Consider the following 22,793-nt stretch of genomic DNA (forward strand, 5'->3'; position numbering starts at 1 on the left):
ACCGGCGGCCCCGGTCAGGCGGTCGGCATCCCGTAGGTGTCCGCGATCAGTTCGTAGCTGCGCAGCCGGGCCTCGCCGCCGTGGGCGTTGGCGGTGATCATCAGTTCGTCGGCGCCGGTGCGCTTGGCCAGGTCGTCGAGGCCGGTCCGGACCTCGTCCGCGGTGCCGTGGACGATGTTGACGAGCCAGTTGTCGACGAACTCCTGCTCCATCGGGCTGAAGGCGTAGGCCTCCGCCTCCTCGGGCGTGGGGACCAGGCCGGGGCGCCCGGTGCGCAGGCGGACCATGGACAGGGCACCGGAGAGCACCTGCCGCCGGGCCTCGCGTGCGTCGTCGGCGGCCAGGGCCGAAACGCCGATCAGCGCGTACGGGGCGTCGAGCACGGCGGACGGCCGGAACGACTGCCGGTACAGGTCGAGGGCGGGCAGCGTGTTCTGGGCCGAGAAGTGGTGGGCGAAGGCGAACGGCAGCCCCAGTGTGCCGGCCAGCCGGGCGCTGAAGCCGGAGGAGCCCAGCAGCCAGATCGGCGGGCGGGCCGGTGACTGGACGCCTCCCTCGGCGGTGGCCTGGACCGGGCCGGGAACCGCGTGGATGCGGGCGTAGGGGTGGCCGTCGGGGAAGTCGTCGTCCAGGAACCGGGTCAGCTCGGCGAGCTGCTGCGGGAAGTCCTCGGCGCCTTCGCCCAGCCGGTCCGTCCGGCGCAGGGCGGCGGCCGTCGCGCCGTCGGTACCGGGGGCGCGGCCGAGACCGAGGTCGATGCGGGCGGGGGCCATGGCCTGGAGGGTGCCGAACTGTTCGGCGATGACGAGCGGTGCGTGGTTGGGGAGCATCACCCCGCCGGAGCCCAGCCTGATGCGCTCGGTGTACGCGGCGAGGTGGGCCAGGATCACGGCGGGCGAGGAGGAGGCGACCCCGGGCATCGAGTGGTGCTCGGCGACCCAGTAGCGGTGGAACCCGCGGCGCTCGGCAAGTTGCGCGATCTCCACGCTCGTGCGCAGGGCCTGTGTGGCGGTCCGGCCCTGGCCCACCGTCACCAGGTCCAGCACGGAGAGCGGCACGGTGGCCGTTCCCTCCGCCTTTCCACGGATCTCGTCGCCTCGCGTCTCGTCCACGTCCTGGCCTCTCCGGTGATGTTCCTGCGTCCGCCTCGTACGTCGAAGGGGCTTAACGGGAGGTTGTCTCCGTTTATTCCGGCCGACGGCCCGGATCCTGCTCGACACCCCTCGACCCACCCCCCGCCCTCGCCCCTGGCAGGGTCCGGTTCACTCGCCGGAGCGGATCTGCCTTCCGTGCCACGGCTTCTTCCCGCTGTGCGCGTACGCCCGCCCCTCGCCCCACCTGGCCACCGGGGCCGGGGGTGCCTCGCGCTCGGCGAAGATCCTGCCGAGCCTCGGGGACCAGGACCGGCGGTCCGCCAGCCGCAGCCCCTCCCGGACCGTCACCTGGTTTCCGGTGAGGACCGGTTTGCCGAGGAGCTCCTCCAGCTCGGTCACGTGCGAGACGGTGTGCAGGGCGGTGTCGGGCACCAGCATCGCCTCGGCCTCCGGCCGGTCCGCGGCGGTGACGAGCTCCTTCAGCTGCTCCAGGTCCCAGGCGGCGGCCTGGGCGGCGGAGGTGAGACCTGCGGCGTGGGTGGCCGCCACCTCGATGCCGGCGGACCGGAGAAAGGCGCTGAACGCCTCGGCGATGGGCCGGGGATAGGTCGCGGCGACGGCGACCCGGGCCACCTCCAGTTCCTGCACCGCGTGCACGAAGCCGAAGGACGTGCTGGAGGCGGGCACGCCGACCGCCCGGGCCAGCGCGGCCGTCTGTTCGTGGGCGCCCTCCCAGCCGCGCAGAAAGCTGCCGCCACTGCTGGCCCACACGACGGACTCGACACCGGCGCGCTGCAGTCCCACCACCCCGGTGGCCAGGCGTCCGGGGGCGCCGGTCTCGGCGAGCGCGTCGGTCTCGTAGACGTCCTCGTCGACCTCGGTGTGATTCACGACCAGTCTGACGGCGTCGAGCAGGATCTCCATCCGCGGGAAGTCGTCCTCCGCGACATGGTGGCCGGGGTAGAGGAAACCGAGGGTCGTCATGTCCACCCTTCCTGTGCGTGCGGGGCCACCGGACGGGTGTCCGGGAGCCGGACGAATACAGGGGAGGCGGAACGCCCCTTGGTCGTTTTCGCCCGCTTCCTCCAGTATTCCCCCATCCGCTGCCACCCCCACCGCGACCTGTTGACGAAGGTGTGCACGGGTGCGAGCGTGGACATTCCGCCCACCCCAGACGCAGCGGAGCGATCGTCTCTCATGCCAGCGCCCACCCTGCTCGTCCTGGACACCGCCCCGTCGCCGCGTCTCGGCCGGCTGACCGGCCGGACGTGTGTCCGGTACACGGACGAGGCCGGACTCGCCGCACGACTCCCGGAAGCCGACGTGCTGCTGGTGTGGGACGTCGCCTCCGACGCGGTACGCGCCGCCTGGCCCGGCGACGGGCCCCGCCCGGGATGGGTACACACGGCGAGCGCGGGCGTGGACCGGCTGCTCTGCCCGGAGCTGGTGCGCTCCGACACGGTGGTCACCCGTGCGCGGGGCATCTTCGAGCGGCCCGTCGCCGAGTACGTGACGGGTCTGGTGCTGGCGTTCGCCAAGGATCTCCCGGGCACGCTTGAGTTCCAGCACCGGCGGCAGTGGCGGCACCGGGAGAGCACGCGGATCGCGGGCAGCCGCGCGGTGGTCGTCGGCGCGGGCCCGATCGGGCGGGAGATCACCCGGCTGCTGATCACCCTCGGGGTCCAGGTGGCCCTGGTGGGACGCCGGGCGCGGCGCACCATCCACGGCGCGGCGGATCTGGACCGACTGGCCGCCATGGCCGACTGGGTGATCTGCGCGGCGCCGCTGACGGAGTCCAACCGCGGCATGTTCGACGCGCGCTTCTTCGGGCTGATGCAGCCGTCGGCCCACTTCATCAACGTGGGGCGCGGCCCACTGGTCGTCGAGGACGATCTGGCAACCGCCCTGCGCAGACGCTGGATCGCGGGCGCGGCGCTCGACGCCTTCGAGCAGGAGCCGTTGGAGCCGCAGAGCCCGCTCTGGGACGTTCCGGAGCTGATCGTGTCACCGCACATGAGCGGCGCCACGACCGGCTGGCGGGACCAACTGGGCGAGCAGTTCGTGGAGATGTACGAACAGTGGGTCGCCGGGGCGCCGTTGCCGAACGTGGTGGACAAACGGCGCGGGTACGTCCTCGTCCAGGACCGGAGCGAGTGAGCTCGACGGACCGGCGCCCCTGGGCGTTCCATCACTCGGACCGACATGTGTAACTGACGTTCCGTCACACCATCTCCTCAATAAGACAGTTCGAGCAGATCCCCGGGATTCGCCCGCCTCGCGACCGGACACGGCAACATCACGCCCCGGTCACCCTTCGGTCACAGACGGCCGCTTCCTGCATAGACGCGCGGGATCGGGCAGGCGCTTCCCCTGTCCGGACTGTTCGACCCTTTCAGGAGACTGCGAACCATGGCTGACTTCCCGAACCCGTCCCGCCGGGGCTTTCTCAACCGATCGGCAGCCGTGGGTGGTCTGCTCGTCGTTCCCGGACTTCTCTCCGCATGCAGCAAGACCGACGCGGGTTCAGCGGACGGCGCGGGAGCCCTCGACAAGCTCCGCACCCAGGGCTTCGTCCGGGTCGCGTATGCCAACGAGGCCCCGTACGGCTATCTGGAGGGCAAGCGGCTCAAGGGCGAGGCCCCCACCCTGCATCGGGAGATCTTCAAGGCGCTCGGCGTCGGTGAACTCAGGCCCACGCTCTCCGAGTGGGACGGCCTTATCCCCGGGCTGCAGGCGGGCAAGTACGACGTGGTCAGCGCGGGCATGGCGATCACTCCGGAACGCTGCGCCAACGCTCTGTTCTCCGAGCCCGAGTTCATCTCGCCGACCGCACTCATGGTGAAGAAGGGCAACCCGAAGAAGGTCACCGACCTGGCGTCGGCGAAGGCCGCCGGGATCACCGTCGGCGTGATGTCAGGGGCCGTCGAGGGCTCGTACGCCGAGGGCGCCGGCCTCGCATCGGACCGGATCAAGACGCTGCAGAAGCCGCAGGACGGCGCCGACGCGGTCAAGGGCGGCCGGATCGACGCGTTCCTGCTCACCGGCATCTCGCTGCGCTGGCTGGCGAGGACCAACCCCGGCACCGAGGTCACCGAGCCCTTCCTGCCGGAGCTCGACGGAAGGAAGCAGTACAGCCCCGGCGGCGCCGTCTTCCGCAAGGGAAACGAGGACCTGCGGGATGCCTTCAACCGCGAGCTGAAGAAGATCGTCTCGGACCGTTCCCGCTATGTGAGCCTGCTCCGGGACTACGGCTTCGGGGCCACCGAACTCCCTCCGGCCACCCTGAAGACGGCCGATCTGTGCAAGGGCTGACCGGGACGGGACGCACCGCATGAGTGATTTCTTCTCCGCCTTCGTCGACGATCTGCCGCAACTGCGCTCCGGGCTGTGGGTGACGCTCCAGGCCACCGTCCTCGGCGCACTGCTCGCTCTGCTCCTGTCCTTCGTCCTCGGTCTGATGTCGGTCGGCCGGCTGCTGGTACTGCGGGGTGTGTCCCGCGTGGTCGTGGAGTTCTTCCGCGGCACCTCGCTGTACATCCAGCTGTTCTGGCTCTACTACGCGATGCCGCCGCTGACCGGGTACGAACTGGCGCCGCTGCTCTGCGGTGTCATCGCGTTCGGCCTCAACTACGGGGCGTACGGCGCCGAAGTGGTGCGCGGCGCGATCAACTCCGTGCCGCGCGCCCAGTACGAGGCCGCCGTCGCGCTCAACATGACGCCGTTGCAACAGATAGGGAAGGTGATCCTTCCGCAGGCCTGGGTGCAGATGATCCCGTCCTTCACCAACCTGCTGATCCAGCTGCTGAAATGCACCCCTCTGCTGTGGCTGATCTCCGCGGCCGACCTGATGACCGTGATCCAGCAACTGCGCGACCGTACCGGTGAGACGCTCACCGCCTACCTGACTCTGCTCGTCGTCTACTTCGTCCTGGCCTACGCGCTGACCCTGTTGATGAATCTGCTGGAGCGCCGCGCCAAGCGACGGCTCGGCCTGCCCACCGGTGCGGGATCACTGCTGCGCGGGCGCAGCGCCGCACCGGCCGTCGCCCCGACCGCCGGAGGTGGCCGGTGAACGGCTTCGACTGGAACGCCGCCGCGGACGCCCTTCCTCTGCTCCTGCGGGGTTTCGAGGTCACCCTGCTCGCGACCGTGCTCGGCACGCTCGTCGCGGCGGTCCTCGGTCTCGCCGTCGCCATCGCCGGACGGGCCCCGAGCAGGTTCGTCACGGTGCCGGTGGGGATCGTGACGGAGTTCGTCCGGTCCACCCCGCTGCTCGTCCAACTGGTCGGCGCGGCGGCACTGTTCACCTCGGTGGAGCCGCTGACGATCGGTATCGCGGTGCTGGGCGTCCACTACGCCGCCTACACCTCCGAGGTGTACCGCGCCGGGATCGACGCCGTACCGAAGGGCCAGTGGGAGGCCTGCCGGGCGCTCTCGCTCACCCCGCGGCGCACCTGGCAGGCGGTGATCCTGCCGCAGGCCGTGCGCAAGGTGCTGCCCGCCCTCGGGAACTACGCGATCTCGATGTTCAAGGAGACCCCGTTCCTGGCGGTGATCACGGTGCAGGAGATGGTCTTCGAGGCCCGTAAGTACGGCGCCGACCACTTCGCGTACACCGAGGCGTTCACGCTCGCCGGGCTGGTCTTCCTGGTCGCGAGCTACCCCACGTCGTTGCTGATGAGAAAGCTGGAGAAGCGCCTTGGCCACTGAACCCCTCCCCCTGCGCCCGTCGGCGGCCGCCGCCCCCGAGGACGCCGCCCCGGATCCTGCGGCGGGCCCCCCGCTGGTCCTCTTCGACAAGGTGGTGAAACGGTACGGGGACCACGTGGTCCTCGACCGGCTGGACTTCTCGGTGCGGCGCGGCGAACACGTCACCCTGATCGGGCCCAGCGGCTCGGGCAAGACCACCATCCTGCGGCTGCTGATGACGCTGGAGAGGGTCAGCGACGGCGTCATCCGGGTGGACGGTGCCCCGCTCTCCCACATCGAGGCACCGGACGGCTCACTGCGGCCGGCGACCGAGAGGCATCTGCGCGAGGCCCGGAAGAAGATCGGCATGGTCTTCCAGCAGTTCAACCTCTTCCCTCACATGAAGGTGCTGCAGAACATCACCGAGGCCCCGGTCAGCGTGCTGGGCATGGACCGGGACGAGGCGGAGTCCCGTGCCCGTGACCTGCTCGACCTGGTGGGGCTCTCGGGGAAGGCCGACGCCCACCCCTCCCAGCTCTCCGGCGGCCAGCAGCAGCGCGTGGCGATCGCCCGCGCACTGGCGATGCAGCCGGAGATCCTGCTGCTGGACGAGGTGACGTCCGCGCTCGACCCGGAACTGGTGGCGGGTGTGCTGGAGCTGCTGAGCGACATCGCCAGGAACACCGACATCACCATGCTCTGCGTCACCCACGAGATGAACTTCGCCCGGGACGTATCAGAAAAGGTACTGATGTTCGATAATGGACACGTGATCGAATCGGGCTCACCGGAAAAAATCTTCTCCGATCCCGCACATGAACGGACCCGCGAGTTCCTCGCCGCGGTGCTGTGACCTCGTCACTCTTTCTTCACGTATGACGACGGCATATGCCGCACGAGCGCGCTCCTGATGACAGCGCCGGGGCACCCCCGTGAAGTGCCCAACAGCAGCCCCGTACAGGGCTCTTGACGGCTATCGTGGGAAAGATCCTGCGGTCACGACCTGGTGGGGGACACCGTGGCACTGAAACCCGAACCGACCATTCCGTTCCACTCGGTGCAGTACGCCCTTCGCATTCTCGAAACGGTGTCCCATCACGACAGCGGCGTGACGGACACCCGGATCGCCCAGGAGACGGGGCTGCCCCTCGGGCACCTCACCTCCCTGCTGCTGACCCTGCGCCGCGAGGGATACGTCGAGCAGATCACCGACGGTGCCTATGTCATCGGCGCCTCGCTGCTGCTCCTCGGCACGGGCGAGGCCCGCAGGCAGGCCCTGGAGACCAGGCTCCAGCAGATGCTGGTCCAGCTGCGTGATTCGGTGGGCGCGGCGGTCTACCTCAGCCGGTACGTCGACGGTGAGATCCGCGTCACGCAGTACGCCGACGGCCCCCATGCACCCGCGGTCAACGAGTGGGTGGACTTCCGCTCCTCCGCGCACGCCTCGGCGGTCGGCAAGTGCCTGCTGGCCCAGCTCGACCAGGACGGCCGCCGCGACCACCTCTCGCGCCACCGGACGGCCCGGCTGACCTCCCGGACGATCACCAACGAGAAGGTGCTCTTCTCGAAGCTGGACAGCCAGCCGGCGACGGTCCCAGTGCTCGACCTCCAGGAGTACGCGGTCGGCACGGTGTGCGCGGCGGTACCGCTGACGGCCGGGGCATCGGCGGGCTGCCTGGCCCTGTCCCTGCCGGTCGAGGACGCGCATCGCCTGCGCGCGGCGGCGGACGCACTGAATCGACGGGCGGCTCCCGTGCTGCTGTCGATGGCCCTCTGAATCACGGGACCGCGGGGCAGGCCGGGGCGCCCCAGGACCGGCCACCGGCCCCATCGGGCCGGTCCGACGGGCCGTGTCCGAAGCACCCCTCCGGAGCAGGTACTATTTTTCTGTCAGCAGGCGCCGCTAGCTCAGTTGGTTAGAGCAGCTGACTCTTAATCAGCGGGTCCGGGGTTCGAGTCCCTGGCGGCGCACAGACAACGCACTGGGCGGTTCACGTACACACGTGGACCGCCCAGTGCGTTGTCCACCCCCTCCGGAAGGCGCAGACGCGCTACGCATCCGTACGGGAGTCGGCGACCGCGCCGGGCAGCACGCCTTCCCGCCCGTGGGCCGCGTACTCCCCCAGCAGGGCAGCCAGCCGATCGCCCGTGAGCGGTTCGTACGCCCCGTCCGGGCCGCGCCACCAGACGGACCCTGCGGATCCTGCGGACTCTGCGGACACTGCGGACCAGAATCCCTCGCGTCGCAGCCCCACCCGGTGCACCTTGTTCGTCGCCGTCACCGGCATCGCCGGAACGATCCGTACGAAGCGGGGCGCCATCTTCGTACCCAGGTCCGTCTGCGCCCCGAGGAACGCGGCGAAGGCGGACGGGTCGAAAGCGGTGTCCTCCCGCATCGCGAGCGCCGCCATCACCTGGTCACCGGCGACCGGGTCCGGGACCGCGTACACCGCCACGGCCGCCGCGTCCGCCCAGCGGGCCAGGATGTTCTCGATCATGGCGGCTGCCAGGTTCTCGCTGTCCACCCGCAGCCGGTCGTCCGTGCGGCCCGCGAAGTAGAGGAAGCCGTCGGCGTCGCGGAAGAACAGGTCACCGGTCCAGTACCAGCCGCCGCGCAGCCGGTCCGCGTCGGCCGCCTCGTTGCGCCAGTACCCCTCGAAGGGCGTACGGCCCCGGTTGACCAGCTCGCCTATGGCCTCGTCCCCGTTGACCAGCCTTCCGGCCCCGTCGAAGCGCGCGGCGGCCCGTTCCTCGCCCGTCTCCGGGTCGACGACCGCCAGGTCGTCGCGCGCCGACGCTCTCCCGATTGCCCGCTCCGGGGTGTCCGGCGTCCGCTGGATCGCCGCACCGCCCTCGGAGGAACCGTAGCCCTCGACCAGCCGCACCCCGAACCGCTCCCGGAAGCGGGCCGCGTCCACCGCGCCGGCCTCGGTGCCGAAGCCGAGCCGCAGCGGATGCTCGCGGTCGTCCGGGCGCCGGGGCGTGGCCAGCAGATACTGCACGGCGCGCCCGACGTAGGTGAAGTACGTCGCCCGGTGCGCCCGCACGTCGTCGAGGAACCCGGAGGCCGAGAAGCGGCGGCGCAGCGCGATCGCGGCCCCGCCCGCCAGTGCGGGCGCCCAGTCGGCGATCACCGCGTTGCCGTGGAACATCGGCATGCAGATGTAGTGGACGTCCTCGCGCCGGACGCCGAAGTTCTCGACCAAAGACCGCCCGGCGGCGGCCAGCCGTCCCTGGGTGCAGATCGCGGCCTTGGGCGCACCGGTCGAGCCCGAGGTGAAGTAGAGCAGCATCCTGGTCCGGGGGCCGATCCCGGCCAGGACCGTGTCGCCCGGTGCGGCTCCGGCGTACCCGGCGAGCAGTTCGGTGTACGCGTCGGTGTCGGTGACCAGGACCCGTACGCCTGGGAGCTCCAGCCCGTCGAGCAGCGGAAGATGCACGCGCTCGGTGACCAGGAGGCGGCATGCGGTGTGCCGGATGTCGCGGGCCAGTTCGGCGCCGCGCCGGGTGGGGTTGATCCCGGCAACGGCGGCCCCGGCCAGGGCCGCCGCGCTCAACCAGAGAGGAAACTCCGGGGTGTTGTCCAGCAGCACCCCGACATGCGGCTCGCTGCCCGCCGGCAGCAGATCCGCCAGGAGCGCCGCCCGCGCGGCGGCGCCCGAGGCGACCTGGTGATGGCTGAGGACGGTGTCCTCATACCTCAGTCCGGGCCGGTGGTCGCCCCATTGGCGTAGTACGAGCTCCGCTACGGTGGCTGCGCTCCCCATGGCGCCGCACGGTAACTGACTATACGTCAGAACTGAACATCGGAGCACGCATAGAACGCGTTCGCCGTGTCCGCGATGTTCCAGACGCTCAGGATGATGTGCCGTCCGGTCTTCTGGGTGGGGATGGTGCCCTGCTGGGTGAGGGTCGAGGGGGGCTGCAGACCGCCGTACGGCACCGTCATGAACGGCTGCGACTCCAGGTCGGCCCTGGTGAGCGGCTTGGTGGGGTCCCAGCCGTCCTTGGTGATGTAGTACCGGAAGTCCGTCGTGGCGTGGCGTGCGGTGAACTGCCAGCGGAAGCTGAAGCCCTGACCCGCGGTGACCTTGGTCGCGGGCCAGGCGCCACCGCGCGGGTCGTCGAGCTCGGCGAACCGGGAGTTCCCGCCGGAGCAGATCGCGCCGTCCGCGGGACCCGCCGCCGGGAAGCCCTTGGGTCCCTCGACGCTCTGCGGCTCCCACTGGATGCTGCCGCAGTCCGCCACCGTCCCGTTGGCGCAGAGCTTCTGACGGCTGATGGGGTTGTCGGTGTAGCCGTGACTGCCGGCGGTGCTCGTCGCGAGCATCGAGGCGCCCGCCACCACCAGTCCGACTATGGCCGCACTTGCCCGTTTACGCATGGCTGTCGCTCCTCATGAATGTGGGGGAGGTGCTCTGGGCACTGCTGCGCGCAGGTGCTGCGGTCTAGACCAAGTCTTAGACTATGGACGGGCTGTACACATGTCCAGACCAATGTGGGTTCGATTCCGCTTCCGCGCGCGAGTGCCGTGGCAAACGTTGTCTGCCACGGCACGAGCACCCCCGAGGAGCCGTCAGACGCCCTCCCCGGCGCCGCGTCCGGTGTAGAAGGCCACCGTCAAGTCCTTGACGAGCAGCTTGCGTTCGTAGTCGTCCAGCTCCACGATGCCCCGCGCGGTCAGCCGGTTGACCGTGTCGTCCACCGCGTCGACGACCGAAGTCAGCACGCTGTCACGGTGCTTGGCGTCGATGGCGGCGATCCGGCGCCGCTGCATGGCCGCGGCGACCTCCGGCGCGTACTCGATTCCGGTGGGCTGCGCCGAGTACACCTCGATGCCGACGGGTTCGCAGTCCGCCTTCAGCATCCGGGTCAGTGCGTCGCCGACCGCCTCCGCGTTGCGCAGGGTGGGGGCGTCCTCGTGGAAGGCGTCGGCGGGAAGCTGCGAGAGGACCCGGGCCATCGCGGCCTCGACCTGCTCGCGCAGGTACTCCTCGTGGTCCGCGACTCCGAGCGTCGCCCGGACGGTGTCCTTGATCCGCCACACGACGAGGACGACGACACGCAGTGCCGTGCCGTTGGCGTCCACCGCGGGGAGCGGCTCGCTGCGCCAGTGCCGCAGGCGCACGTCGATCCGACGGCGCAGCAGCAGCGGGCTGACCCACATGAGCCCGGTCCGCCGCACGGTCCCGCGGTACTTGCCGAAGAGCGTGAGCACCCAGGCGTACCCGACCCGTCCGCGGCTCAGGCCGCCCAGCGCGAGGAGCACCAGCGCCGTCAGCGCGGCGAGCGCCGCACCGGTGCCGAGGTCGATCCCGTCGTAACGACGCGCGCCGATGCCGAACCGGGCGAGAGCGGAGGCGGGCAGCGCGCCGGCCCACCAGAGGACGGCCCCGGCGCCGGCGATCCCGGCCAGCGCGGCAAACAATGCCAGCCAGCCGGGCAGTGCGGGACCGGAGCGTTCGAAGAGCTGTGGATCGCCGAGCGGTGCCGGCCGCGTCGGGGGCCGCACCTGTGTCTCCTTCGGTGCGGCAGGCCGCCGCACCGCCGCCTGCTGGTCACCGGCCGTTCCTCTCGGGATCACGACGGCGGGGAGGGCGGCCGCGTCGGTGCCTTCGGCTTCGTCGCGGAAGAGCAGGTGGACGGGGATGGCCCGGGTGCGCTCCTGGCCGAGGACCGCTTGATGCCGTCCGGCCTTCGACAGGACGTCGCCGGACTGCTCGGCCCCGGCCCCCGCGGCGACGGGGAGGGAGTCGAAGACGGTGCCGGGGACGTCGGCTCCACGGCGCCCGGTCGGCGCCGGGACGGGTGCGGCAGCAGCAGCGGCAGCCGGCATCGAGACGGCGGCCGAGGCCGCACCGAGGGTCGCCCGGTCCGCTTCCTCGCCCGGGACCAGGTCCAGCACCAGGTCGACCACCGAGCCCTCACCGGCGTCCGGCCCCACGCCCGAGGCGCCCCCCGGGACCGGAGCAAGGACCGTGCCGCCCCCCGGACCCGAGGCCGGTGCCGTGCCGACGACCCGGCCCCGCACCGCCCCGGCGCCGCTCCCCGTACCCGTCTCCCCCGCGCCCGTCTCCCCCGCCCCGTCGTACGCCGTCCCGCGGTCCGGACCCCACATCCGCTCCCGCACCCCTTCCCGTCCGCTTCCGCACTCCGGGGTTCCGGAGCTGTCCGTCACCGTGGATCCCATTCCCGCCTCCGTCATGTCTGCTGTGTCACGCGAAGAGCCGACGCCAGGTCTCCGGACCGGGGTAGCCGTCCGCCTCTGCGCCCCGCCAGCCCTGCGCCCGCTGGAAGGCCTCGACATTGCGCCGGTCCGCCTCGGTCCACCGGGGCCCGGGTCCGGACCGGTAGTACGTGTCGTATCCCTTTTTCACCAACTGTCGGCCGAGCTCGGCGACATGGCTGTTGGACTGACCGGACCGGAAATAACTTCGCCCGGGGAACGCCAAAGACGCGTTCGAGTCGTTGTCGTCGCTCTTGTCGTTCTTGCCGTCGGCGGGGATGTCACGGCCGGTCCCGTTGACCAGCAGGCTCCAGGTGTCGGGGCCGGGGATGCCGTCCGCCTCCGCCCCCTTCCAGCCCTGGGCCTTCTGGAACGCCTGGGTCGCACGCCGGTCGGCGTCGCCCCACTCCGGCCCGGGGCCGACGTCGTAGAAGCGCTTGCCGCCCCGGTCGACGAGCATCTCCCCGAGCTGGGTGACGTATCTGTTGTCAGCACCGGGGCCGAACTTCGACGCCCCCGGGAACGCCGTCGACAGGCCGCCACCGCTTCCGGCCTTGTCGCTTCCGCTGGTGAGGCCCTTGTAGCGGTACGGGATGTACTTGTCGGAGTTGCTCCAGTACGCCATGGGCGTCGTCTGCTTGCGAGTGTGCGGCTTGGTCTGCTCGTACGCCGTGTAGTGGGTGTGCGAGGAGTCGGTCCAGCCGCCGAAGATCGTGACGTGCGAGCCCTTCGAGGGATCGGCCGGATTGTGGAAGAGCAGGATGTCGCCGGGCTGCAGCTCCGACCGCGCGATCCGCGTCCCGAACTCGGAGAGGCTGCCGGTCCACTCGTTGGAGGGCAGGCCCCAGGCCATCGACACATAGCCGGAGCAGTCCTGCCGGTATCCGTCGGACCAGTACGCGTACATGCTGTACGGAACCTTCGCGGACACCCACTTCTTCGCCCGGTCGATGATCGCGGCGCGGGTGGTCCCTGGCGGCGTGGACCCGGTCGTGGACGAGGGCGGGCCTGAGGCACCCGCGCCCTCCAGCGGCCCCGGCAGGCCCTGCGGACTGTCCGGTTCCGCGTCGGCCGTGGCGAGCGCGTCCCCGTCGTCGTTCTCCGGGTCGGCCCGGGCGAGCGGGCCGCTCTCCTCGGCCGAGGGCTCCAGGATCTCCGGGGCCGTCGCGTCGACCGGCTCGCCCGACCCCGCCGACTCGTCCGCACGGGCGGCTCCGGCCGCCTCCGCCGCCCGGTCGTCCGGCACACCCGCCGCCTCGGCCGTCCCCGTGCCCAGCACCACCCCGGCCGCGGTGACCAGCACCAGCGCACGGCGCGCGCCATGCGCGCTCGGATGGCCTCCGTACCGCACGGGCAAGGCGCCGGCCGCGGCTCGCCGTTGTGCGGCGCATCCCACACAGATGCAGTCGTCGGCGGGCTCATAATCCTCGAAAGCGGGCAAAGTCACGCGCTTCCCCTCCACACTCGTCAAGATCTTTTGGCGCATCCGCACGGGCGCCAGTGTCTCAACTCTCCCGACATATCGCATTTTGACGGGCAGAAGTGAAAAAACGACCATCCGACAGGCCGCGAGAGGCCAGAAATGGTCGGGAGCACTCCCCGGCTTCGGGTAGAGTTCTCCAGGTCAGCAGGCGCCGCTAGCTCAGTTGGTTAGAGCAGCTGACTCTTAATCAGCGGGTCCGGGGTTCGAGTCCCTGGCGGCGCACGCAGAGTCAAGACCCCCTCACCATGCGTGAGGGGGTCTTGCTCGTTCACGCGCCGGATCCCCACGCCATCGCCCTGCTTCCCGGCGGCCCGAGAGGCCCTCGCTTACACCTCCGCAGCCCTCCTCCACAAGGGTTCACAAAATCGCACTTATGACGGGCAACCCACTCCTTTCGCCCTTGCGATCGGCACCCGGGTCGGACAACCTGTCTAGGGGCCATCAGCTCCAACCGGGCTGATGTGCCGCGCAGTTGTGGCAGCACAGGGGGCTGCGCAGGGGATGCGCGGGGATGCACAGGGATGCACAGGGGGGATGCAGAGAGGGATGTTCCGGTCGTCCGCCGCGCGGGGTGGAGCCCCGCCCGCGGACCGATGCCGGGGAGGCATCGGACAGCCGGAAGGGCGCCGTTCCGTGTCCGAGCGGAGGCCGCCCGCCTTTGACGTCGTCCGCGGTGACCCAGGGAGAGTCGCCGCGGCCGAGACGACCGAACCGTCACGTACTGACCATGCGTGCAGGGGGATGACCCATGACGTCGACGCCGACAGGCGCCCGGCAGCAGAACGACGACCCGTTCCGGACCACCCACCTCCGAATACCCGCCCGGTCGGCCGGCGGCGAGCAACGGCACCACCGGGGACACCCGCTGCCCCGGTACGACTACGAGCACCACAGCCGGCTCGCCGGCCCGCTGACCGTGCCCGACCCCGACCGCCCGTACCGGGTGCGGTACCGCTCGTTGCTCTCACAGGAACCGCACAGATTACGCGCGGCGCTCCTGCTGGGCGCCGCTCCCCTCGTCTCGCTCGGCCTGCTCGTCTGGCTCATGCAGCCGGACCACTGGACCCGGCGCGATCCGGACCCCGGGAACGGCCTCCTGCACCTCCTCGATCTCGTGATGCTGGTCTCGATCGGCCTGATCGAGCTCTTCCGCACCCTGAATGTCCTGTCGAACGCCCACGCCACGCTGATCGCACGGGACCCGGTCCCGGTCGTTCCGGAGGCCGGTACCCGGGTCGCGTTCCTCACCTCCTTCGTCCCGGGCAAGGAGCCCCTGGAGATGGTGACGAGGACCCTCGAAGCGGCGGTCCGCGTCCGGCACCGCGGGACGGTGCACGTCTGGCTGCTCGACGAGGGCGACGACCCCGCGGTGAAGGAGGTCTGCACCCGGCTCGGGGTGCACCACTTCTCCCGCAAGGGCGTCGCCCGCTGGAACCGGACCACGGGACCCCACCGCGCGAGGACCAAGCACGGCAACTACAACGCCTGGCTGGACGCGCACGGCGACCGGTACGACTTCTTCGCCTCCGTCGACACCGACCACGTACCGCTGCCGAACTATCTGGAGCGGATGCTCGGCTACTTCCGCGACCCGGACGTCGGCTTCGTCGTCGGCCCGCAGGTCTACGGCAACTACGACTCCTTCGTCACCAAGGCCGCCGAGTCCCAGCAGTTCCTCTTCCACGCGCTGATCCAGCGGGCGGGCAACCACTACGGCGCCCCGATGTTCGTCGGCACCAGCAACGCCGTACGGATCTCGGCGCTCCGGCAGATCGGCGGTCTGTACGACTCGATCACCGAGGATATGGCGACCGGCTTCGAGATGCACCGCGCCCGCAATCCCCGCACCGGCCGCACCTGGCGCTCGGTCTACACACCGGACGTGCTGGCCGTCGGCGAGGGCCCGACCGCGTGGACGGACTTCTTCACCCAGCAACTGCGCTGGTCGCGAGGGACGTACGAGACGATCCTCAAGCAGTACGCGAAGGACTTCTCCTCGCTCCCCGCGGGCAAGCTCTTCAACTACACCATGATGATCATCTTCTACCCGATGTCCGCCCTGAACTGGATTCTCGCGGCGCTGAGTTGCGCGCTGTTCCTCGGGATCGGGGCCTCCGGCGTACAGATCGACCCGATCGTCTGGATGATGCTGTACGGCAACGCCTCGGCGCTCCAGATCGGTCTGTACCTCTGGAACCGGCGGCACAACGTCTCACCGCACGAGCCGGAGGGCTCCGGCGGTCTGGCCGGCATGATGATGTCGGCGTTCTCCGCCCCGGTCTACGCGCGCTCGCTGCTGGACGCCGTACTGCGCCGCAGGAGCTCCTTCGTGGTGACGCCCAAGGGCGACTCGTCCAGCCCGGACACCCTGCTGGGCACCTTCCGGATCCATCTCTTTTTCGTGCTGGTCTTCGGCGGCTCCATCGGCGCCTCCTTCGTACGCGGACACCACCACCCGGTGATGCTCATCTGGGCCGCCACGGCGCTGCTGATCACCGCGGCACCGATTCTCGGCTGGTGGTGCACGCACCGCACCGGCCCTCCCCCGCGGCCGGTCCACGCCCGCGCCGCCGCGGTGCGGGACAGCAGCAGCACACGGACCGACGCCGACGAGACCCTGCAGACAGTCCCGGGAGGACGTGAACGATGAAGTACCGTCCGAGCCGCCGCACCCGTCGCATGGCGATCACCACGGCGGTGGTCCTGGCCCTCTCGGGAACGAACGGCCCCTGGATGTACCGCTTCGGCAGCGAGCGGTACCACGAGTACCGGATCAACCAGCCGGAGTACAAGGCCGCGAACGGCCACTGGGACTTCCTGGACGTCCCGTCCGGGTACCGGATCAACACCATCCACGCGGCGCTGCTGCACACCGGCAAGGTGCTGCTGGTCGCGGGCTCCGGCAACGACCGGAAGAACTTCGACGCGAAGAGCTTCCGGTCGGTGCTCTGGGACCCGAGGACCGGTCGGTTCACGAACGTCCCCACCCCTCGGGACCTGTTCTGCGCCGGCCACACCCAGCTGCCCGACGGCAGACTGCTCGTCGCGGGCGGCACCCGCCGCTACGAGAAGCTCGAGGGCGACGTCACCAAGGCCGGCGGCCTGATGATCGTCCACAACGAGAACCCGGACAAGCCGATCACCCTGCCCGCGGGCACCCGGTTCACCGGCCGTGTCAATGGCCGGACGTTCGTCTCCAAGGACCCGGTGCTGGTCGAGCGGGCCACCAAGGTCTTCGACCGGCGCACCGGCGCGTTCCTGCGCAACAAGGTCGGCCTCGGCCGGATCTACGTCGAGGCGGAGAAGTCCGGTACGAGATACGAGACAGGCACCGAGGACAACTACCGCATCGCCGGCCTGACCGGCTCCGACGCCCGGAACGTGTACGGGATCGCGCAGAAACTCGCCCTCGACAAGAAGGACTTCCAGGGCATCCGGGACGCCTACGAGTTCGACCCGGTGGCGGAGAAGTACGTCAGCGTCGACCCGATGAAGGAGGCGCGCTGGTACCCGACACTGACCACACTGGAGGACGGCCGGGTGCTGGCCCTCTCCGGACTGGACGAGATCGGGCAGATCGTCCCCGGCAAGGACGAGATCTACGACCCGAGGACCAAGGCGTGGAAGTACACCGGCTTCGTCCGGAGGTTCCCCACCTATCCGGCGATCTTCCTGCTGAGCGACGGCACTCTCTTCTACTCCGGCTCGAACGCCGGATACGGTCCGGCCGATGTCGGGCGCGAGCCCGGGGTCTGGGACCTGGCGACGAACAGGTTCCGGAAGATCTCCGGTCTGGGCGACGCCGACGCGATGGAGACCTCGGCAACGGTGCGGCTGGCCCCGGCCCAGGACGAGAAGTTCATGGTCATCGGCGGTGGCGGGGTCGGCGAGTCCGCCCGGTCGAGCGCGAAGTCCCGCCTGGTCGACCTGAAGGACCCCGCCCCACGGTTCCGGGACGGCGCCTCCCTGGAGGAGGGCACCCGTTATCCGAGCGCCTCGCTGCTCCCGGACGACTCGCTGCTGGTCACCGGCGGCTCCGGCGACTACCGGGGGCGTGGCGGATCGGATGTGCTCCAAGCCCGGCTGTACGACCCGGCGACGGGCACCTACCGCCGGGTCGCCGACCCGGCGGTGGGGCGCAACTACCACTCGGGGTCCGTGCTTCTTCCGGACGGCCGGGTCATGGTCTTCGGCTCCGACCCGCTCTACGGGGACCGGGCGAACACCCGGCCGGGCGTCTTCGAGCAGCGCATCGAGATCTACACACCGCCGTATCTCTACGGGGGTGCGCGCCCGCGACTGACCGCCGGCCCGCGGGTCATCCGGCGCGGCGCCACCGGCAGGTTCGCCACGGCGCCCGGGCGGCGGATCACGTCGGCGAGGCTGATGCGGCCGAGTGCGGTCACCCATGTCACGGACACCGACCAGCGGTCGGTGGCGCTGGAGCTGAGAAGCACGGCGGGCGGGATCACGGTGACGGTGCCGGGGAACCGGGCGTTGGTGCCGTCGGGGTGGTACCTGCTGTTCGTGACGGACGACCGGGGGACGCCGTCCGAGGGGATGTGGGTCGAGGTTCCGTAAGGCGGCGGGGTCCGGGGCGTCGGAAGGGTCCCGGGCCCCGGCCCGCGGACTCCTACTTCGCCGCCCGGGCCAGCCCCAGCGCGTACGCGGGCCACCAGCGGCCCGCCTTCGGGCCGCCCCGGCAGTCGCCGTCGGACTCGCCGGGCCGCTTGATCCAGAGGTAGGCGTCGACCAGCTCGTCGCCCGTGTCGGTCGTCGGCACCTCGCCGAGCGCGCGGCCGGGCGGATTGCACCAGTTCTCCTCCGGCGCGCCGCCGACGTACGGGCCGTTGCCGTTGCGGCTGGTGTCGATGACGAACGGTTTGCCGCCGATCTTCGCCGAGAGCCGCTTGCCGAAGTCCGTACTGACCGCCGTGGTCTGGAAGTTGGCGACATTGACGGCGAATCCGTCGGCCGCCCCGACACCCGCCCGCCGCAGCGGCCCGAAGAGCGCGTCGGGGCTGCGCCAGCCCGCATTGCCGGCGTCCAGGTAGACGCGGGTGCGCGGCTGCCGCCCGATCCGCTCGACGGCCGCCTTCAGCAGGACGTATCGCTCGTCATGGAACTCCTGGGGCGTGCATCCGTCGACCATGTGCAGCAGCGCGTCCGGTTCCAGGATCACCGTGGCACGCCGGTCGCCGATGCCCCGGGCGACACCGTCCAGCCAGGCCCGGTACGCCTGGCCGTCGGCGGCGCCGCCCCGGGAGAACTGCCCGCAGTCGCGGTGCGGGATGTTGTAGAGGACCAGCAGCACCTCCCGGCCGGCCCGCTCGGCCGCCTCGGTGAGGCCCTTCGCCTCGGCCTCGGGGCGGTCCGGGCCGATCCACTCGCCGACCGGCTGTCGCGCGATCCGCTCGATCAGGGCAGCGTTCTTCCGGTCGCCGTTCGCGGTGTACACGGCGACCTGCCTGGCCGCGTTGCCGTCCGGGTTGGCCCAGTACGGGACGGTGGCGCCGGGGCCCCGGCCGTGGCTGCCGGATTCCTTCCCCTGACTGCCGGGAGCTGACGGGGAGGAACATCCCGCGAGCAGCAGAACCGCCCCCGCCCCGGCCACCGCAGCCGCCCGCGTCAGGCCCGACCGGCCGTCGTGACTGCCGTACATCCACTCCCCCTCGGGTGCGACGCCGGTGCACTGCCACGTCCCCTTCATCCTGGCACAGGGCTTCTGTCCACCGGCCCGGAAACCAGCAGTCACCACAAACTGACGTTGCGTCAGGAATATTCTGCGCCGGGGTGGTTCATCTTCCCTACCTCAGACGCCTCCGCTCCCGCCGGTCCGCTCGCCGGACTTCTCGCCGGTCAGATAGGCCGAGACGACCACGTTCGCGTCGTACGAGCGCGAGGACCGGTCGTAGGTGCCGCCGCAGGTGATCAGGCGGAGTTCCGCACGGCCCTTCTCGCGGGGCCCGTAGGCCTGGTCCGCGTTGAAGCGTTCCCGGGTGAAGACCTGCACGTCGTCGACGACGAACTCGGCGACCGTGCCGTCCGCGCGGGTCACTTCGACCTTGGCGCCCGGGCGGACCGCGCTCAGTGCGTAGAAGACGGCGCGCCTGGTCTCGGTGTCGACGTGGCCGACGAGGAGCGCGGGCCCCTTCGCGCCGGGCTCGGCGCTGTTGCCGTACCAGCCGACGGTCTGAGGCGTGTCGAACGACGGCGGTTCGATCGCCCCGTCCTCGTCCAGACCGCGGGCGACCACGGGTGCCACGACACCGATCGACGGGACCTCGACCCGTTCCGGCGCGGAGCCCTCGATCGGGTCGTGCGGCGGCGGGAGCGGAACACCGAACGGGCGTCCGACCGCGGCGACATCGCCCGTGGTCGGGGCGGAACGGGCGCCGGAGACGTCGGCGATGTCGCGGCCCCAGAGCCACAGGCCGGTCAGCAGGACGGCCCAGGCCACTCCGGTCAGCAGCCGGCCGTGGCCCTCGGGCTGGTCGGGCTCGGACATCTCAGTCCCCGGCCGGGCGGCGACGGCGGGTGTTGCGGAAGCCGACGGAGGCGACTGCGAGGGCGGCCAGCACCACACCGATGACCGCGTGCGTGGCGCCGGGGCCGTCGCTCCGGCTTCCCTGGTCGTCGGCGGCGGCAGTGCCGCCGCCGCCCGCGCGGACCGGGGCCAGGGGCGTGGCCTGGGCGCGGTCGATCACGGTGACCCTGCCGGTCACCTTGGTGCCCTTGTCGTCCGCACAGACGATCTGGATGTCGTAGTCGCCCGGGGCGGCGTCCGATCTGATCCGGGCGTTGGCGATGAGGCCCCCGTCCGTGGCGGACGTGAAACGCGCCTCCGAGGCGAAGACGTCGGAGGTGCCCTTGGCCTCCTTGCCCCCGCAGGAGTCGAGCCGCAGGGCCACCGCACCGTCCGGGGCGGCGGAGGACGGGGTCACCGAGAGTGTGCCGCGGGAGTCCGAGCCCGTCCCCGACCCGGATGAGGAGTCGGCCGACGCGGCGGTTGCCGGTATCAGGGTCGCCGCAACGACCGTGGCGGCACAGAGCGTGAGGGATATGGAACGCATCGTGAACCTCCTGAGGGAAGGTTCACGCGCGCGCCTGCTTTCCGCATCCGCTCAGTGCGGGGTGGGGTTCAGTCCGCGTCGATGAGATCGACCAGGTCAGCGATGGAATCGACGACCTGGGACGGCCGGAAGGGGTGCCGGTCGATGTCGGCCATCGTGGTGAGTCCGGTGAGGACCAGGAACGTCTGCATGCCCGCTTCCAGACCGGCCAGCACATCGGTGTCCATCCGGTCGCCGATCATGGCGCTGGACTCGGAGTGCGCGCCGATCGCGTTGAGCCCGGTGCGCATCATCAGCGGGTTGGGCTTGCCCGCGAAGTACGGGGCCTTGCCGGTGGCCTTGGTGATGAGGGCGGCGACGGACCCGGTGGCGGGCAGCGGGCCCTCGGCGGACGGGCCGGTCTCGTCCGGGTTGGTGCAGATGAAGCGGGCGCCGCCGTTGATCAGCCGGATCGCCTTGGTGAGCGCCTCGAAGCTGTAGGTACGGGTCTCGCCGAGGACGACGTAGTCCGGTTCGTGGTCGGTGAGGACGTAGCCGATGTCGTGCAGCGCGGTGGTGAGCCCGGCCTCGCCGATGACGTACGCGGTGCCGCCGGGCCGCTGGTCGTCCAGGAACTGGGCGGTGGCCAGCGCGGAGGTCCAGATGTTCTCCACGGGCACGTCGAGACCCATCCGGGCCAGGCGGGCGTGCAGATCGCGGGCGGTGTAGATCGAGTTGTTCGTGAGGACCAGGAACGGCAGACCCGATTCCCGCAGCCGCTTGATGAAGGCATCCGCTCCGGGGATCGGCGTCCCCTCGTGGATCAGGACTCCGTCCATGTCGGTGAGCCAGGATGAGATCGGCTTGCGCTCTGCCATGGGGGACTCCTGCCGTACGCCGTGTGCTGGGACGCCGGCGGCACCGCGCTGTGCAGCGCCGACGCCCCCGATTTTAGGCGGTCCGCCCGGACCGACGATACGACCGGGTGGCCGGGCGGCCGGGGTGCCGGACGGTTCCGCGCGGGCGGTTCAGGGGCGCGGGCGGTTCAGGGGCGCGGGCGGTTCAGAGGCGGGGGCGGTTCAGAGGCGGGGGCGGTTCAGAGGCGGGGGCGGTTCAGAGGCGGGGGCGGCGCATACGACGTGCCCGGATCACCATGGCACCGCCGCCGATCAGGAACCCGGCGACGGTCACGGCCGCGGTCGGCACGGCGGCCGGGCCGGTCGCGGCCAGCTCGGGAGGGCCGGGGGCGGGGGCGGTCGGCCGGGCGTCCTCGGTCTCACCGATGTCGGCGGACTCGTCGTTCCGGTCCTCCTCGACGACGCTGAAGAGGTAGTCGGCGGACTCGCCGACCCAGGCCCCGTCGTCCTCCCCGGCCCCGGCCCCGTCGCTCTTCACCCGCTGCCGCTGGACGATCGCGGCACTGACCGTGATCCGGCCGGGTCCGGTGTCCGAGGTGAAGGCCATCCGGACCGGGACGGTGAGGGTGCGGCCCGCGGGAACGGTGAAGCCGTCGAAGGGGTCGTCGGCACCGTCGCCCACGAAGACGCCGATGTGTTCGTCCTGGTCGGTGGTCTCCCAGCTGACGCGATGCACCACATCGAGGCGGGCCGGTTCGGAGAATTCCAGCTGGATCTGGTCGGAGGTCAGCTTCCGTTCCTCGTCGGTGAGGACCAGTACGGGATGGATGGCCCGGCACGGCTCGTCGGTGGTGTTGGTGAGGTCGAGGTACCAGATTCCGTACCCGCCACCGGACACGTAGGCGTCCGGGCCGCCATGGATACGGGTGCTGATCGGGAAGGAACTCGCGTCCGGATCACCGCAGTCGGGCGGCTGGTCGGCGGCGCCCGGGTTCGGCTTCGCCACCGGGGTGATCGAGGGCGCGGCCGAGACGGGGGCGGAGGATGCACCGCCGAGAACGACGGGCACCACGCTCGCCGCCACCAGCCGGAGCGCGAGCCGATGCCGGGTCCGCCCGATGACCGGGGCCGGAAACGAGGGCGAGGGAGGGCGCGCGGAGACGGTGGGCACGGGGACGGAGACGGCGGAGAACGGCGGGACGGACGCGGGACCGAACACATGAGTGCCGACGGAGCGCCTGCCGGGCGGGGACGGGGACGGGGTGGGCGGCATGGGGGCTTCCTTCGCTGCTCGCGAAACGGCCGGCTCACCCCGTGCGCCGGAGTTCACCCGGTTCTGGTCCCGTGAGGCTGCCACGCGCGCGCGAGGCGACCGGCACGACATGCCGAAGA

19 protein-coding genes and 2 tRNA genes are annotated in these 22,793 nt (G+C 70.9%); 10 read left to right on the forward strand and 11 right to left on the reverse strand.

All coding sequences use genetic code 11. From position 1 onward, the window contains the following. Window positions 1–14: 14 nt before the first annotated feature. Both AB0L71_RS22920 and AB0L71_RS22925 read right to left on the reverse strand, forming a co-directional pair. Window positions 15–1,112 carry an LLM class flavin-dependent oxidoreductase gene (locus AB0L71_RS22920; RefSeq protein WP_365245987.1) on the reverse strand — a complete coding sequence of 366 codons (1,098 nt, stop codon included), beginning with the start codon at window positions 1,110–1,112 and terminating at the stop codon, window positions 15–17. A 150-nt stretch (window positions 1,113–1,262) separates the two neighbouring features. Further along, a complete protein-coding gene (locus tag AB0L71_RS22925; RefSeq protein ID WP_365245990.1) occupies window positions 1,263–2,078 on the reverse strand; it encodes a decarboxylase in 816 nt (271 codons plus the stop codon). A 213-nt stretch (window positions 2,079–2,291) separates the two neighbouring features. On the opposite strand from AB0L71_RS22925, the gene AB0L71_RS22930 reads away from it, so the two are divergent. From AB0L71_RS22930 to AB0L71_RS22960, 7 genes are all read left to right on the forward strand, one after another. Then, complete coding sequence (locus AB0L71_RS22930; RefSeq protein WP_365245993.1) at window positions 2,292–3,251, forward strand: D-2-hydroxyacid dehydrogenase; 960 nt, start codon at window positions 2,292–2,294, stop codon at window positions 3,249–3,251. 252 nt (window positions 3,252–3,503) lie between these two features. Continuing rightward, window positions 3,504–4,406, forward strand: a complete 903-nt coding sequence (ehuB, locus tag AB0L71_RS22935; RefSeq protein WP_365245996.1) for an ectoine/hydroxyectoine ABC transporter substrate-binding protein EhuB — start codon at window positions 3,504–3,506, stop codon at window positions 4,404–4,406. Between the two features lie 19 nt (window positions 4,407–4,425). Continuing rightward, window positions 4,426–5,166: an ectoine/hydroxyectoine ABC transporter permease subunit EhuC gene (ehuC, locus tag AB0L71_RS22940; RefSeq protein ID WP_365245999.1), complete on the forward strand. Its 741-nt coding sequence runs from the start codon at window positions 4,426–4,428 to the stop codon at window positions 5,164–5,166. Further along, window positions 5,163–5,804 (forward strand): ectoine/hydroxyectoine ABC transporter permease subunit EhuD, encoded by a 642-nt coding sequence (ehuD, locus tag AB0L71_RS22945; protein ID WP_365246002.1) that lies wholly within the window; start codon window positions 5,163–5,165, stop codon window positions 5,802–5,804. Before ehuC ends, ehuD begins: the two co-directional genes overlap by 4 nt. Next, window positions 5,794–6,636, forward strand: a complete 843-nt coding sequence (ehuA, locus tag AB0L71_RS22950; RefSeq protein ID WP_365246005.1) for an ectoine/hydroxyectoine ABC transporter ATP-binding protein EhuA — start codon at window positions 5,794–5,796, stop codon at window positions 6,634–6,636. The genes ehuD and ehuA overlap by 11 nt, the downstream gene beginning before the upstream one ends. Window positions 6,637–6,801: 165 nt before the next feature. Continuing rightward, window positions 6,802–7,560: an IclR family transcriptional regulator C-terminal domain-containing protein gene (locus AB0L71_RS22955; protein WP_365246008.1), complete on the forward strand. Its 759-nt coding sequence runs from the start codon at window positions 6,802–6,804 to the stop codon at window positions 7,558–7,560. A gap of 120 nt (window positions 7,561–7,680) precedes the next feature. Further along, window positions 7,681–7,754 (forward strand) — tRNA-Lys (locus AB0L71_RS22960). An 80-nt stretch (window positions 7,755–7,834) separates the two neighbouring features. On the opposite strand, the gene AB0L71_RS22965 is transcribed toward AB0L71_RS22960, so the two are convergent. The 4 genes from AB0L71_RS22965 to AB0L71_RS22980 form a co-directional block, all read right to left on the reverse strand. Continuing rightward, the gene (locus tag AB0L71_RS22965) at window positions 7,835–9,550 is read right to left on the reverse strand and encodes an AMP-binding protein (RefSeq protein ID WP_365246011.1); all 1,716 of its coding nucleotides are present in this window, start codon (window positions 9,548–9,550) and stop codon (window positions 7,835–7,837) included. Window positions 9,551–9,576: 26 nt separating this feature from the next. Next, window positions 9,577–10,167 (reverse strand): lytic polysaccharide monooxygenase, encoded by a 591-nt coding sequence (locus AB0L71_RS22970; protein ID WP_365246014.1) that lies wholly within the window; start codon window positions 10,165–10,167, stop codon window positions 9,577–9,579. Window positions 10,168–10,359: 192 nt separating this feature from the next. Then, window positions 10,360–11,973: an SPFH domain-containing protein gene (locus AB0L71_RS22975; RefSeq protein WP_365246017.1), complete on the reverse strand. Its 1,614-nt coding sequence runs from the start codon at window positions 11,971–11,973 to the stop codon at window positions 10,360–10,362. 25 nt (window positions 11,974–11,998) lie between these two features. Then, window positions 11,999–13,456 (reverse strand): peptidoglycan-binding protein, encoded by a 1,458-nt coding sequence (locus AB0L71_RS22980; protein ID WP_365246020.1) that lies wholly within the window; start codon window positions 13,454–13,456, stop codon window positions 11,999–12,001. A gap of 184 nt (window positions 13,457–13,640) precedes the next feature. Here AB0L71_RS22980 and AB0L71_RS22985 point away from each other — a divergent pair. The 3 genes from AB0L71_RS22985 (at window position 13,641) to AB0L71_RS22995 (ending at window position 18,073) form a co-directional block, all read left to right on the forward strand. Continuing rightward, window positions 13,641–13,714: transfer RNA gene (locus AB0L71_RS22985), tRNA-Lys, on the forward strand. Window positions 13,715–14,240: 526 nt separating this feature from the next. Beyond that, complete coding sequence (locus AB0L71_RS22990; RefSeq protein ID WP_365246023.1) at window positions 14,241–16,142, forward strand: cellulose synthase catalytic subunit; 1,902 nt, start codon at window positions 14,241–14,243, stop codon at window positions 16,140–16,142. Beyond that, window positions 16,139–18,073, forward strand: coding sequence for a galactose oxidase-like domain-containing protein (locus tag AB0L71_RS22995; RefSeq protein ID WP_365246026.1), 1,935 nt, complete (start codon window positions 16,139–16,141; stop codon window positions 18,071–18,073). The genes AB0L71_RS22990 and AB0L71_RS22995 overlap by 4 nt, the downstream gene beginning before the upstream one ends. 52 nt (window positions 18,074–18,125) lie before the next feature. Here the strand turns inward: AB0L71_RS22995 and AB0L71_RS23000 are convergent, their stop codons facing one another. The 5 genes from AB0L71_RS23000 to AB0L71_RS23020 form a co-directional block, all read right to left on the reverse strand. After that, window positions 18,126–19,154: a glycoside hydrolase family 6 protein gene (locus AB0L71_RS23000; RefSeq protein WP_365246086.1), complete on the reverse strand. Its 1,029-nt coding sequence runs from the start codon at window positions 19,152–19,154 to the stop codon at window positions 18,126–18,128. A gap of 150 nt (window positions 19,155–19,304) precedes the next feature. Continuing rightward, window positions 19,305–20,000 carry a class F sortase gene (locus AB0L71_RS23005; protein WP_365246029.1) on the reverse strand — a complete coding sequence of 232 codons (696 nt, stop codon included), beginning with the start codon at window positions 19,998–20,000 and terminating at the stop codon, window positions 19,305–19,307. Window position 20,001: 1 nt separating this feature from the next. After that, window positions 20,002–20,565 (reverse strand): hypothetical protein, encoded by a 564-nt coding sequence (locus AB0L71_RS23010; protein ID WP_365246032.1) that lies wholly within the window; start codon window positions 20,563–20,565, stop codon window positions 20,002–20,004. 68 nt (window positions 20,566–20,633) lie between these two features. Then, the gene (locus tag AB0L71_RS23015; protein WP_365246035.1) at window positions 20,634–21,422 is read right to left on the reverse strand and encodes an HAD-IIA family hydrolase; all 789 of its coding nucleotides are present in this window, start codon (window positions 21,420–21,422) and stop codon (window positions 20,634–20,636) included. Between the two features lie 235 nt (window positions 21,423–21,657). Then, the gene (locus tag AB0L71_RS23020) at window positions 21,658–22,674 is read right to left on the reverse strand and encodes a hypothetical protein (RefSeq protein WP_365246038.1); all 1,017 of its coding nucleotides are present in this window, start codon (window positions 22,672–22,674) and stop codon (window positions 21,658–21,660) included. Window positions 22,675–22,793 lie beyond the last annotated feature (119 nt).

The sequence above is a fragment of the Streptomyces sp. NPDC052052 genome (assembly GCF_040680455.1).
Lineage (GTDB): Bacteria > Actinomycetota > Actinomycetes > Streptomycetales > Streptomycetaceae > Streptomyces.

Coding starts and splice junctions, on each gene's coding strand:
- AB0L71_RS22925 (WP_365245990.1), bottom strand. CDS start 2,078: ATGACGACCCTCGGTTTCCTCTACCCCGGCCACCATGTCGCGGAGGAC.
- AB0L71_RS22930 (WP_365245993.1), top strand. CDS start 2,292: ATGCCAGCGCCCACCCTGCTCGTCCTGGACACCGCCCCGTCGCCGCGT.
- ehuB (WP_365245996.1), top strand. CDS start 3,504: ATGGCTGACTTCCCGAACCCGTCCCGCCGGGGCTTTCTCAACCGATCG.
- ehuC (WP_365245999.1), top strand. CDS start 4,426: ATGAGTGATTTCTTCTCCGCCTTCGTCGACGATCTGCCGCAACTGCGC.
- AB0L71_RS22965 (WP_365246011.1), bottom strand. CDS start 9,550: ATGGGGAGCGCAGCCACCGTAGCGGAGCTCGTACTACGCCAATGGGGC.
- AB0L71_RS22970 (WP_365246014.1), bottom strand. CDS start 10,167: ATGCGTAAACGGGCAAGTGCGGCCATAGTCGGACTGGTGGTGGCGGGC.
- AB0L71_RS22975 (WP_365246017.1), bottom strand. CDS start 11,973: ATGGGATCCACGGTGACGGACAGCTCCGGAACCCCGGAGTGCGGAAGC.
- AB0L71_RS22990 (WP_365246023.1), top strand. CDS start 14,241: ATGACGTCGACGCCGACAGGCGCCCGGCAGCAGAACGACGACCCGTTC.
- AB0L71_RS22995 (WP_365246026.1), top strand. CDS start 16,139: ATGAAGTACCGTCCGAGCCGCCGCACCCGTCGCATGGCGATCACCACG.
- AB0L71_RS23000 (WP_365246086.1), bottom strand. CDS start 19,154: ATGTACGGCAGTCACGACGGCCGGTCGGGCCTGACGCGGGCGGCTGCG.
- AB0L71_RS23005 (WP_365246029.1), bottom strand. CDS start 20,000: ATGTCCGAGCCCGACCAGCCCGAGGGCCACGGCCGGCTGCTGACCGGA.
- AB0L71_RS23010 (WP_365246032.1), bottom strand. CDS start 20,565: ATGCGTTCCATATCCCTCACGCTCTGTGCCGCCACGGTCGTTGCGGCG.
- AB0L71_RS23015 (WP_365246035.1), bottom strand. CDS start 21,422: ATGGCAGAGCGCAAGCCGATCTCATCCTGGCTCACCGACATGGACGGA.
- AB0L71_RS23020 (WP_365246038.1), bottom strand. CDS start 22,674: ATGCCGCCCACCCCGTCCCCGTCCCCGCCCGGCAGGCGCTCCGTCGGC.